At 45.9% G+C, this 12,454-nt stretch carries 14 protein-coding genes; 1 reads left to right on the top strand and 13 read right to left on the bottom strand.

Going from position 1 to position 12,454, the window contains the following annotated elements; translation table 11 throughout:
- Positions 1 to 23: 23 nt before the first annotated feature.
- The 11 genes from GLV97_RS09175 to prsW form a co-directional block, all read right to left on the bottom strand.
- Positions 24 to 209 carry a capping complex subunit for YIEGIA gene (locus tag GLV97_RS09175; protein ID WP_160835821.1) on the bottom strand — a complete coding sequence of 62 codons (186 nt, stop codon included), beginning with the start codon at positions 207 to 209 and terminating at the stop codon, positions 24 to 26.
- A gap of 6 nt (positions 210 to 215) precedes the next feature.
- A complete protein-coding gene (locus GLV97_RS09170) occupies positions 216 to 1,088 on the bottom strand; it encodes a YIEGIA family protein (RefSeq protein ID WP_160889547.1) in 873 nt (290 codons plus the stop codon).
- The gene (locus GLV97_RS09165) at positions 1,085 to 1,669 is read right to left on the bottom strand and encodes a YphA family membrane protein (RefSeq protein WP_160835823.1); all 585 of its coding nucleotides are present in this window, start codon (positions 1,667 to 1,669) and stop codon (positions 1,085 to 1,087) included. Before GLV97_RS09165 ends, GLV97_RS09170 begins: the two co-directional genes overlap by 4 nt.
- An 86-nt stretch (positions 1,670 to 1,755) precedes the next feature.
- Positions 1,756 to 2,787 (bottom strand): type 2 isopentenyl-diphosphate Delta-isomerase, encoded by a 1,032-nt coding sequence (gene fni / locus GLV97_RS09160; protein WP_160889546.1) that lies wholly within the window; start codon positions 2,785 to 2,787, stop codon positions 1,756 to 1,758.
- Positions 2,788 to 2,806: 19 nt separating this feature from the next.
- Positions 2,807 to 3,949: a 30S ribosomal protein S1 gene (rpsA, locus tag GLV97_RS09155; protein WP_160835825.1), complete on the bottom strand. Its 1,143-nt coding sequence runs from the start codon at positions 3,947 to 3,949 to the stop codon at positions 2,807 to 2,809.
- A 103-nt stretch (positions 3,950 to 4,052) separates the two neighbouring features.
- On the bottom strand, positions 4,053 to 4,634 hold the full coding sequence (locus tag GLV97_RS09150; RefSeq protein WP_160835826.1) for a lysophospholipid acyltransferase family protein: 582 nt from the start codon (positions 4,632 to 4,634) through the stop codon (positions 4,053 to 4,055).
- Positions 4,635 to 4,636: 2 nt separating this feature from the next.
- Positions 4,637 to 5,320 carry a (d)CMP kinase gene (gene cmk, locus GLV97_RS09145; RefSeq protein ID WP_160889545.1) on the bottom strand — a complete coding sequence of 228 codons (684 nt, stop codon included), beginning with the start codon at positions 5,318 to 5,320 and terminating at the stop codon, positions 4,637 to 4,639.
- Between the two features lie 245 nt (positions 5,321 to 5,565).
- Entirely contained in the window at positions 5,566 to 5,790 is a 225-nt protein-coding gene (locus GLV97_RS20325) for a flagellar brake domain-containing protein (RefSeq protein ID WP_160840361.1), read from the bottom strand.
- Between the two features lie 118 nt (positions 5,791 to 5,908).
- Positions 5,909 to 7,249: a germination protein YpeB gene (ypeB, locus tag GLV97_RS09135; RefSeq protein ID WP_160889544.1), complete on the bottom strand. Its 1,341-nt coding sequence runs from the start codon at positions 7,247 to 7,249 to the stop codon at positions 5,909 to 5,911.
- Between the two features lie 11 nt (positions 7,250 to 7,260).
- A complete protein-coding gene (sleB, locus tag GLV97_RS09130; protein WP_160889543.1) occupies positions 7,261 to 8,112 on the bottom strand; it encodes a spore cortex-lytic enzyme in 852 nt (283 codons plus the stop codon).
- Between the two features lie 128 nt (positions 8,113 to 8,240).
- Positions 8,241 to 8,918 (bottom strand): glutamic-type intramembrane protease PrsW, encoded by a 678-nt coding sequence (gene prsW / locus GLV97_RS09125; protein WP_160835829.1) that lies wholly within the window; start codon positions 8,916 to 8,918, stop codon positions 8,241 to 8,243.
- A gap of 96 nt (positions 8,919 to 9,014) precedes the next feature.
- Here prsW and GLV97_RS09120 point away from each other — a divergent pair, with 96 nt between their 5' ends.
- Entirely contained in the window at positions 9,015 to 9,983 is a 969-nt protein-coding gene (locus GLV97_RS09120; protein WP_160835830.1) for an asparaginase, read from the top strand.
- 36 nt (positions 9,984 to 10,019) lie between these two features.
- Here the strand turns inward: GLV97_RS09120 and GLV97_RS09115 are convergent, their stop codons facing one another.
- On the bottom strand, positions 10,020 to 11,006 hold the full coding sequence (locus GLV97_RS09115) for a YpdA family putative bacillithiol disulfide reductase (RefSeq protein WP_337194093.1): 987 nt from the start codon (positions 11,004 to 11,006) through the stop codon (positions 10,020 to 10,022).
- A gap of 99 nt (positions 11,007 to 11,105) precedes the next feature.
- Positions 11,106 to 12,386 carry a Glu/Leu/Phe/Val family dehydrogenase gene (locus tag GLV97_RS09110; protein ID WP_160835831.1) on the bottom strand — a complete coding sequence of 427 codons (1,281 nt, stop codon included), beginning with the start codon at positions 12,384 to 12,386 and terminating at the stop codon, positions 11,106 to 11,108.
- Between the last annotated feature and the right edge of the window lie 68 nt (positions 12,387 to 12,454).

The following is a 12,454-nucleotide window of genomic DNA, read 5'->3' as shown; positions in this document are numbered from 1 at the left end:
AGAAACAATTCTTTCTTCAGCGTTCAATGCTTGACGATAATATAGAGCTGGTCACTCAACCGGTGGGCAATCCCGTCGAGAATAGCCTCCAAATTAGCAGCCACCGCCTCCATCTCCTCTTTGGTTTCACATTTAAACACCGCAGCACTTCCCTGAACTTTATTCTCAAGCGTCGTAATGGAGGCGAGAATCGCTTTTTCCATTTTCATCTATCATCACCCACTCCTTTTCCCGGGTTTTTGTATAGCATTCTCAAGCACCGGGACGTTGGCTATAACCTCCCGGGCTCTGTCGGGGTCCTTTTCCTGAGGGAGAATAAATACTCCGATCCGTCCATCATTTAAATCGCGTTTAATCAGCGGCACAAGAGCAGGGGTTCCTGAATCACGGAAGACTCCCAGCGTTACAGAAACATCATGCAGAATCGCCTGGCGCTGACCGAGGTTGGCAATCGTAGAGCGGATGTTGAAGGATTTCGGGGTTAAAATGAACCCCATCCCATACCTTAATATTTCATCCTGCCGTTCGGGCAGACCGATATTCATAATGTAGATATTATCCACGTACAGTCCAGCACCATCAAAGGTAAGCTCCCGCTGTTCAATTGTTACAATATCTCCCAGCTTAGAGCCGCTCATTAACAAGGAAGAAAGCACGAAACAAGCCACTGCCGCTCCCAGAGCCACCCATACATTAACAGCCAGATAACAAAGTGTCACAGTGAATGACGTAAATATCACCAGGTAATTCCGACTCTCAAAAGCTACGGCAATTCCTTCAATATAAGTGTTTCCACGGGGCACAAGTTCATAGCTGTCCATCTCAGCGAGCGTATTCCTCTCCATATTGCGGACCTCCCTGAATTGCGAAGCAGCCAGCGTCAGAAATGTAACCGCAGTAAATTCTTTTTCCATAATGGACGGAATAGCAATTGTACCCAGGGCAGCAGCAATAAACCCTAATGATAAATGGATAATCTTCCCGTGAAGATATGTAGGATACTGACGGTAATCCGTCCGCATCATAAATACCCGAAGCACTGTTCCAGCAATAATCCCGAACAAAATGGGATATGTATATTCATTCATGCATATGCGTCTCCCTTATATTTACTTTTTCCTGCTCCTGCATTATTTTTCTTCAATGTACGTAAACCATGCACAAAAAGAAGAATTAAAAGGCCTTTAAGAGCAAAAACAAGCAGGGGCGCTGTCATAACCACGCCTTCTCTTCCGTATAAGCGGAGAACTACATAAGTGAGCGTCATGCCCGCTCCGTTCATAGTCAGCCAGAAACCGGCGATCCCTCTTAAATCACTTAAAATCATTCTCAATAACAGGACAACGGCAACCCCCAACGAAAATCCAGGCAGATGTGTCCAGACAGGATGGATGGTTATAAAAAGGCTGACAGATGAAAAGCCGATACTTAAGAAAAACAGCCAAAAGTAGATCACAAGCGGCCTTTGTTGAAAGGATAGTAAATGAAGACCGAACACCATGAGAAGGCCCAGATGGGCATATAGGTAGACAGACGGATGAATAAACGTCCAGCTGAATGTGCACATAAGAACACACAAAAAAAACAACAGAGATGTTCTTGCCGACGTTTGTTTCATAAAAAACCAGATACAAATCATAAGCACCCAGGCATACCAGTAAACCGCCATACTTTCCAACTCCTTCACCGTTATTATGGAAGGTAATATATCGGTTTAAACATAGAGCAAAAAAGAAAAGACCTATGACATGAATGTCATAGGTCTTTAGTGATCCGCTGCTCCTGCCAAGTCCTAGTCTCTCCAGTAAGCACATGAGGCTTCTGATGAAGCTCCTCAGGACTTGAGGCATTTAACAGCATCATAGCCATTTTGAATTCCTGGTGAACATGGTTAATTTCTTCAATAAGCGCCTCTCTGCCTTCTTCCATTAGAACCTTTAATAAAGAGCCGGCCATTCCGAACCCACTTGCTCCGAGAACTGCCGCTTTCGCTCCATCCAGACCGTGCCTGATCCCTCCGGAAGCAAATACGTGCATCGTTTGGCTGCTCTTCACTTCAAGTATGGAGGCGGGTGTAGGAATCCCCCAGTTATTAAAGGAGGACAAAGGCTTTTCCCTGCGCAGATTCTCTACTCTTGAGAAGTTGGTCCCCCCCCGTCCGCCGACGTCTATGTAACGGACCCCTATATCATAAAGCGTCTGCGCCGTTTCCATCGACATGCCGTAACCGACCTCTTTAATAATCACCGGCCGGTCCATCCCTTCAACAATTGCTTGAATATTGGACATACGGGAAGAGAAGTCTCTGTCTCCTTCCGGCATGATTAGTTCCTGCAGCGTATTGATATGAATCTGAAGGGCATTTGCATCAATCATGTCCACCGCTTCCACTGCCTGTTGAAGCGATGCCTCACTGCCCACATTCGCAAACACTACGCCATCAGGGTTCATTTCTCTTACAATTTCATAGGTGGACCGCTCTTCCGGCCTTTTGATCGCGGACATCTGGGACCCCACGGCCATACCTATACCTGTTTCCTTTGCAGCAACAGCCAGGTCGCGGTTGATTTCCCTTGTCTTTTCTCCGCCTCCTCCGGTCATCGCATTGACAAAAAGAGGGGAACTTAAATTAAGTTCCCCTGCTTGTGCCTTTAACGTGATTTGATTAAAATCCAAACGGGCGAGACTCTGATGAACAATATTCACATCATCAAAATGATTGTAAGGCGCCCGTTCATGACCTAAAGCATGGCGGATATGATCAATCTTCCTTTTTGATCTGCTCATATCCATCACCACGTACGTTTTATTTTTTGTATTTATCCAGCTTGTCACCAATCATATCGCTTAGGGAGAAGCCGGAATTGTCCTCTTCTTTTTCATACTGTTCAATATCCGCACGTGTTTCATCGCGCTCCAGTTCCTTCATGCTTAGAGAAAGGCGTTTCGCCCCTTCATCCACATCAAGAACCTTAACCTGAACCGTCTGTCCTTCTTCAAGCACCTCATCCGGCGTACCGATATGGCGGTTGGAAATCTGGGAGATGTGCACAAGACCTTCTACTCCAGGGAAGACTTCGACAAAGGCACCGAAGCTCACAAGGCGGCGTACCGTCCCTTCAAGAGTTTCTCCAGAGTTCACCTTATTCTGGATATCGTGCCAAGGTCCAGGCTGCGTAGCTTTAAGAGAAAGAGAAATTCTTTCATTGTCGCGATCAACAGAAAGCACTTTAACCTTCACGGACTGGCCTTCTTCGACCACATCTGCCGCTTTTTCCACATGCTGGTGGGATAGCTGGGAGATATGTACAAGACCGTCAATACCGCCAAGGTTTACAAACGCACCAAAGTCAGTAAGGCGTTGTACTGTACCTTCAATGACCTGTCCTTCCTCAAGGGATTGAAGAACTTCCTGCTTCTTAGCTGATTCCTCTTCTTCCACAACCGCACGGTGGGAAAGAATGACACGGTTCTGCTCACGATCAAGCTCAACCACTTTAAGAGAAAGAGTTTTCCCTTTGTAGTCTTCAAAATCTTCCACATAATACGTCTCAACTAGAGAAGCTGGAATAAATCCGCGAAGACCAATATCTACAACAAGACCGCCTTTGACAACGTCCTTGACTTCAGCCTCGAAGATTTCTCCGCTTTCGAATTTAGCCTCAAGATCCTGCCACGCTTTATCAGCGTCAACAGCACGCTTGGAAAGTACAATTTCATCATCTTCTACTTTCTTCACCTGCAGGGTTAATTCGTCCCCTTCATTAACTGCGTCTGATGCTTTTTCTACATGAAGGCTGGATAATTCACTGATGGGTACAATCCCCTCGACTTTATATCCAACATCTACAAGGACTTGTTTTTCTTCAATTTTCACGACCTTACCAGTCACGATGTCCCCTGCAGAGAATTCTTTCATTCCTGATACTTCCTGATTCATTTCATCCATACCAAGCTACCTCCTTCAATTTCCGACACAACCTAATAATACAGAAATGCCCTTTTGTCTAACTTCTAATATTTAGAGCATTTTGTCAAGTGATTACGCCATATCATTGATGAATTTTATGCAATTGTCTGATTTCTTCCATGATCCGGTCCGTTACGACCTGGGCAGAAGCTTTCTGTTCACGGTATTCCGACAAATCTATCGGTTCTCCATAAACGACTTTCAGACGCTTAAACTTCTGATAAGGCCCAATAATGGCACAGGGAACGATCACAGCTTCGGATCGAAGGGCAAAGAAACCAGCACCGGCCAGTCCCTGACCAATTTCCCCACTCTTCTGTCTCGTTCCTTCAGGGAACAATCCCAGGGCGTGACCTTCTTTCAGAATATCCAGACCCTTGCGGAGAGCATTTCTGTCTCTCATCCCGCGTTTGATTGGGAACGCGTGGACTTTTTTCAATATTCCCCCAATCAAAGGGTTTTTAAACAACTCTTCTTTGGCGAGAAAGTAAATATTCCGGCTGCTCGTAATTCCAACTACCGGCGGGTCAACGTTTGATATGTGGTTGGAACAGATAATGACCGGCCCATCCGCAGGAATGTTTTCTTTTCCTACAACTTTAATCCGGTACAGAGGATAAAAAATCACACTGCAGAGCAGTTTCCCAATCTTATAGAGGCTCATATTTATTCCTCCTCTTCACTTTTCTGTTTCACAATTTGAAGGATGCGGTCCACTACTTCTTCAATGTTCATAGAAGTGGTATCCACTTCAACGGCATCATCCGCTTTTATGAGAGGAGATACAGCGCGGTTGGAATCCAGCTCATCGCGGCGGCGGATTTCCTCTTTAAGTTCCTCAAGATTGGAAGGAAAACCTTTTTCCACATTTTCCTTATGGCGGCGCTCAGCCCTTTCATCCACGGATGCGATCATAAAGATCTTCACTTCCGCATCCGGAAGCACATGAGTGCCGATGTCACGCCCGTCCATGACAACACCTTTATCCTTCACCAGTTCCTGCTGACGTCGTACCATTTCCTCCCGGACTTTCCTATGCTTCGCTGTAATGGAAACCTGGTTGGTGACTTCTGCTGTGCGGATCAATTCAGACACATCGTTCTGGTCTACGATGACCAGCTGTCCTTTATCCGACTGCACGAGGTTTAAATCTGTTCTGCTTAACAGAGAGAAAAGGGCTTCCTCATCCTCCAGTGACACCTTCTCCTGAATGGCTTTCCATGTTAGAGCGCGGTACATGGCTCCTGTATCCACATAAATAAAAGAGAGTTTTTCTGCGACTTTTTTTGCTACTGTGCTTTTTCCGGCAGCCGCTGGACCGTCAATTGCAATAGTCATTGTGTTCATCATACGTCCTATTTCCTCCATCTGTCCTGTTTAAAGAGCAGAAACCGCTCCTGCCCTTGTATTAAGTACTTTTACCATTGTTCAGAATAACACAATCCCAAGGAGAAAATCTATTTAAAATGCTAATTTAACGCCCCGGTCAGCCGGACGAGCGATCCTTTCGTATGGATGTAAAAATAATCTCCTGCGCCCAAGTTCGCATGCCGGGAAAAGAGAGAACCAAGACCGGAATGTGCTGATTTGACGCGTCAACATTTCCGTCTTAAACCCATAGCCGCGTTCATCTTTCCCGAAAAACGGACATGAAACTGAGTCCCTTTCTTTGCTGTTGCCATATGTACGGGATCATCAATACAGGCGCGTTTCTGATCAATATCCATCAGTCTGCACTTGTACTTGACTGCCACGTCCTTTGAGTTTCCATCCTCAACTTCCAGCGTCCTCGACGTCCCTATAGGAAAAAAACGGATCATAAACCCTCCCCCTGCAAGAATACGCAAGAGAAGCATCTCATGATTATGAAAGAGGGGGAAAATGGGTGCAAAATTTTAAAAAAGACACCCCCCGAAGTTGGGGAGTGTCCTCTTTCTCTTATATCTCCTGGTTGAATTTCATTTCCGCCTTCTTCAATGTTTCCACCTTTTCTTCTTCTCCTGTGGAAGCATTAATGAAGATCCGGTATGTTGTGCTTTCCATGGTCGTAAGGAATTCATAACAGAGCACCTGCTCTTTCAAATCGTTCTCGATCACAGACAAGTGATGTTCCTGAATATCTACATTCGGATTCACTTTGGAACGGGCTTCTTCAAGAGAAATTTCCGGCTCATTCAAATCCTGATCTATATGGTAGTCATAATAGTCCCTGGCCGACAGCCCCAGGATTTCACCATTATCCAAAGCTACTTTAACAACAACGGTATCCGGGAAAAAACGGACGTCATTTTTGGTATAAAGGAAGCGGAAAACTCCCATTTTGTCGTACTGGTTGCTCTCTACGAGTTCAAGGTTATCGATGTCCAGCCCCCCGACATATTCTTTAGCCTTCTCAGAGGCTTCATAAAGGCTGATCTGAGGATCGTTGACCTCACGACTGATCATGATGGTTAATGGATGACCGCCCTTTTCAGTAAGGTCTATATAACCGTTTTTATCTCCTTCCTGAAAAGAGGCTGTATAAGTAGGAACATCTGCTCCCTTTCCTGACTTCGTCAGCGTAAGCTTCTCTGTATCGACTTTTTCAAGCCATTTGGAAGCCTGTTTCCGGGCTTCCGCTTTCGTCAGATTTTCTCCTTGAAGATCACGGAAGTCTTTCTCAGGTCCGGAACTGCCAAAACCGACTTCTGTAACGGAGCTTTCAAAGCTGTCCATCGATTTCTCCACTGTTTTAAATCCGTTGACAATTGTGTTATCGCCGACTTCATCATTTGTGGCCAGTGCCAGTTCCACGTCCATCCAACGAAGGTTGTCACTCAACACTTCATTCTGTACTTTTCTCAATTCTTCTTCAATTTCCCCCGACTTCGCGTGCAGCTCTTCCAATAGTTTGATTTCCTCATCGCTCAGTGGTTTTTTCTCCAAATCCCTTACCGCTGTACGATAGGCAAAATCCCCAATATCGTACAGAAACTCCTCCGTCTTATTAAACGGAAGCAGCGTAAGCGGCAGCTGCCCTACATCTGTATTAGCTTCAGAAGAAATTTTCCAAATATCTGCCAGCTGCGGGGATAAACTCTGCTTCGAGTTCATAGCAAGGCTGGAGCCGATTTTATCGTGAAGAAGATCAATATTATACGTAAGGTCATGGAAAGCGCGTTGATAGCTGTTTTCTGCTTGAATAAGAACGGCGTTTTTATCCTGATTCTCCTGATACCCCCACACCCCAAGACCTACGACGGCAATGCTTAACACAACAACAAGTGACCACCTGATCATACACGCACCTCCTATTTACAAAAGATATGTTTTCCAATCTGCTTGATTTGTGGTCTTGTCCAAATCCAGTCTGACGTAGCGGTATTCGGATTAAAATAATACAAAGCCTGGCCGGATGGATCCCACCCGTTAATGGCATCCATCACCGCCTCTTTTGCCTGATCATTCGGCTCAAGCCAGATTTGACCATCAGCGACGGCTGTAAATGCCCGTGGTTCGAATATGACACCAGAGGCCGTATTGGGAAAAGAGGCACTCTGAACCCTGTTTAATATGACAGCTGCTACGGCCACCTGGCCGACATAGGGCTCCCCCCTGGCTTCTCCGTAAACCGCATTCGCCATAAGCTGTATGTCATTTTGAGAATAACCACTGGGAACGTTGACAGCTGTCGGTTCGTCCGGCTGTCCCCCGCCCTCGCTTCCACCCTGGCCCTGGGGCTGGTTTGAAGACTGGCCGGAAGGCTGCTTCGTCTGCTGACTTTTAGGAACGCCCCCGTAATGAGTGAAGTCTTTTCCTTCCTGGATTTGTTTTTTTACATAGCCCTCATCATAGTTACTGGCTTTGACGAGTTTATTCTTCACTTCCTGTCCGGCCAGACCATCGATGTCCAAACCGAACTCATACTGAAAATTTCTAAGCGCCCAGTATGTGCCCCAGCCAAACACGCCATCGATATCACCGTTGTAGAACCCGAGATATTGAAGCCTTGCCTGCAGTTCAATAACATCATCTCCTGTTGCTCCCTGCTGGATGACCTGACTGGAAAATCCATGGACCGGTTTGCTCCATGTTCCATCTGCTAAAGGGAATATCAGCAGGACTAAACCTGCAGTAACGACCATTGTTTTCTTCCATAACATCCACCATACACCCCTGACGCAATAATTTAGTTATGAGGGTAGTTTTTTACTTTAACGAAAGTTTATACATCCCTCCTCAGCCGGCCATGTATCATAAAACAGATTTATTGGACAATAAAAAAACACCCTCAACGGGGTGTCTCTTGATGGTTATAATGAATGGATTCATGGTGATCATTGGCGAGCCGGATTTTCCGAAAACCGACGATCCATAACAGGATCATGAACGGAGTAATCCAATAGGCCCATGTATCCGTCTGGATCGTAATGATGTAATCATAGACGGTATGTAAGACAACAGGAATGATAAGGGCACACGCCAGTGATTTGCGGACATGGATCGTTGTGAATTTCGCCTTTCCCATGTAATACCCCATGATGATACCGAACAAGGCATGGGAAGAAACAGGAAATACTGCACGAAGGATGGCAATTTCAATCCCTTTATTAAAAAGGAAAAGAACATTTTCAATAGTCGCAAAGCCGAGGCTGATCGCTCCGCCGTAGATGATCCCATCATAATGGTGATCAAAATGAGAATGTCTGTAAGCGACAAACAAGAGAAAAAACCATTTGAAAAATTCTTCAAGCAGACCTGCAAGGAAAAAGGAGACGAACAACTGATTGGTAATCACCTGCTCCGCTTCAAAAGCATACTGGATAAACATGATGGGAAAAACCATAATGACGCCGATGACAAACATCCGTATAATAAGAGGGAGAGGCTCAAGTTCTATACGCTTGCTTAAATATATGAACGTCATGATGGCCACAGCAGGTGATATGGCAGCGGTCAATATGGCCAAGGTAATCAACCCTCTCTCTTTCTTTCAACTAAGATTCATCGTATCATGAAGAATAGAGAAAAGGAACTATTGATATGGAAAGTTGGTGGATGATTCATGAAGCGTATTTTAGTTATACATACAGGTGGAACCATCTCGATGCAGGAAGATAAGGAAACCGGTGAAGTCAACACTTCCTCCCGCCATCCTCTGGAGGAAATTTCAACAGTCCTTAAAGGGCGGGTGGAAATCGAGGATGACATTCTCTTTTACCTGCCCTCCCCGCATATCCGGCCGGACCATATGTTGAAACTCGGCCGCTATGTGCATGAGAAGATGGCTGAGCGGAATTATGATGGAGTGGTGATCACACACGGGACCGACACATTGGAGGAGACCGCCTATTTCCTGGATTTGTTTCTGCAGACGAGGAAACCAGTGGTCGTTACGGGGGCGATGCGCTCAAGTAATGAAATAGGATCTGATGGTCTCTATAACCTGCTCAGCGCCGTCCGTGTGGCCAGCTGTGATGAAGCGCAGGATAAAGGAGTACTCGTGGTCATGAACGATGAAATTCACACGGCCAAAAATGTAACAAAAACAAGCACCAGCAATGTAGCTACTTTCCAGAGCCCTCAATACGGCCCTATCGGAATAACCACGAAAACGGATGTCTTTTTTCACCATAAAATGACCCGTCATGAGTCTTATCCGATCCAAAGGATAGGGAAGCGCGTTTCCCTGATTAAAGCTTATGCAGGTATGGACGGCGATCTAATTGACGCCGTTCGCGAAAGCAGCGTCGATGGCTTGATCATTGAGGCCCTCGGACAGGGCAACCTGCCTCCTGAAACGATGGAGGCGCTCAAAAAGACGATACAGGAAGGGATTCCCGTTGTCCTTGTTTCCAGATGCTACCAAGGGACTGTCCAGGACACATACGGCTACCCCGGCGGCGGACGCCAGCTCCGGGATATGGGCATCATTTTTGCAAACGGCGTGACTGGACCGAAAGCCCGGATCAAGTTAATGGTCGCTCTGGAAATGACAACGAATCGCACAGAGCTTGAACATATGTTCAGTTGATATAAAAAATGTTCAGGCAGCTGCCTGAACATTTTTTTATGCTTTCGATTGTGCTGCAATGGAAGCCGCAATTTTCCCACCATGATGGCGCCCGTTTTCAATAAAGATTTCATTATTGTTATATCCGGCAGCAATCACACCGGCAATATATATACCCGGAACGTTCGTTTCCATTGTATCTTCATTAAAGGACGGACGGCCGGTGACCTCATCCATCTCCACTCCCATTTTGGTCAGGAAGCTGTGGTCGGGCTGATAGCCGGTCATAGCAAAGACAAAATCGTTCTCCACACTCTTTTCCTCTCCATGACACTCATAAATGACAGAATCCTGAGTAATTTCTTTTATGTCGGCGCAGAATTCCATGGTAACGATTCCTTTTCTGACAAGTGCTTCAAACTGGGGAAGAATCCAGGGCTTGATGCTTTTCGAGTAATCTTCACCACGGTAAAGAACGGTAACGTTCGCGCCTGATTTTTCCAGTTCCAAAGCTGCATCCGCCGCAGAGTTTTTTCCTCCGACGATGACTACATTTTTGTTGTAATAGGGATGCCCCTCTTTGAAGTAGTGCATCACTTTTGGAAGATCTTCTCCTTTGACGCCCATAAAGTTCGGCTGATCATAATACCCCGTAGCAACAATCACCTGTTCAGCTGCATACGTCGGTTTTTCACCTGTTGATTTCTCTGTATGAATGATAAAACCGTCCGCCTCTTTTTCAACCTTTTGGACTTTTTCATACGTATGCACTCTTAAGTTCACTCGCTCCGCAACAGCACGGTAATAGGCGAGCGCCTCATTACGAACCGGTTTCTGCCTTTCAGAAATAAAAGGGATTTCTCCGATTTCCAGTTTTTCACTGGAGCTGAAGAAAGTCTGGTGTGTCGGATAATGATAAATAGAATTCACAATGTTTCCTTTTTCAATAATTAACGGTTCAATGCCGGCTTTCTGAAGTTCAATAGCTGCACTCATTCCACAGGGGCCGCCGCCGATGATAATGGCTTTTTCTTGTTGATGCACGTGTAACACTCCTCTTTCCAACAACGTTCTTCCGTTCATTTTCAAAAAAATGAATCTCCTACCATAATCATGATAGGAGATTCCATTTATAGAATCAAGTTATATCCATCCCCGGAAACGAGATGCTTCCGCCATTTTTCTGACCCCGACCATATAAGCGGCCAGTCTCATATCTACCCGGCGCGTCTCCGATGTCCGGTAAACATTGTCGAAGCCTTTGACAATGACGTTATGAAGCTTCTCTTCCACTTCTTCCTCTGTCCAGTAATAGCCCTGGTTGTTCTGCACCCATTCGAAGTAGGAAACAGTTACTCCTCCGGAAGAAGCAAGGACATCCGGCACAAGAAGGATGCCGCGCTCAGAAAGGATCCTTGTAGCTTCCAGGGTTGTCGGGCCGTTCGCTGCCTCTACGACGATATTCGCTTTAATGTTATGGGCGTTCTCTTCTGTAATCTGGTTTTCAATGGCTGCAGGAACAAGGATATCGCAGTCCAGTTCCAACAGCTCTTCGTTCGTAATCGTATTATTAAACAGGTTGGTCACTGTCCCGAAGCTGTCCCGGCGGTCCAGAAGATAATCAATATCAAGACCATCCGGGTCATGCAGTCCTCCGTAGGCATCAGAAATACCGACCACTTTGGCTCCTTTATCATGCATGAATTTCGCAAGGAAGCTTCCGGCATTACCAAAGCCCTGAACGACAACCCTTGCTCCCTCTACATTGATGCCCTTTTTCTTGGCTGCTTCTTCAATGCAGATGGTTACACCTTTGGCAGTCGCCGTTTCCCTTCCGTGGGAGCCGCCGAGCACGAGCGGTTTCCCTGTGATGAAGCCGGGATTGTTAAATTCATCGATACGGCTGTATTCATCCATCATCCACGCCATAATTTGTGAATTGGTAAATACATCAGGTGCAGGAATATCTTTCGTCGGGCCCACAATCTGACTGATCGCCCGGACATACCCGCGGCTGACCCCTTCCAGCTCACGGAAGGACATCTCCCTGGGGTCACATACAATGCCGCCTTTTCCACCTCCATAAGGGAGGTCTACGATGCCGGCTTTTAAACTCATCCAAATGGAGAGTGCTTTGACTTCTTTTTCAGATACATTGGGATGAAAACGGACGCCGCCTTTGGTCGGACCTACAGCATCATTATGCTGGGACCTGTACCCTGTAAAGATTTTGATCTGATCGTTGTCCATCCTTACAGGAATTCTTACGGTCATCATACGAACAGGCTCTTTCATTAATTCATATACTTCATTGGGGTATCCTAATTTATCAAGTGCTTTTTTAACCACGGTCTGCGTGGATTTTAACACGTCAAGTTTGTCATTTTTTTCATTTGCATTGTCTGCAGGCTTATCGGCTACCATCCATTTACCTCCTATATCATCCATTCGATTAGGGCTCTTCTTTCAGTGAATAGTATACACGTTCCGCT

Origin of the sequence: Halobacillus litoralis (genome assembly GCF_009856355.1) — a bacterium.
GTDB lineage: Bacteria > Bacillota > Bacilli > Bacillales > Halobacillaceae > Halobacillus > Halobacillus litoralis_B.
The sequence above is the reverse complement of the archived record's forward strand: the minus strand, read 5'-3'. Positions and strand labels throughout refer to the sequence as shown.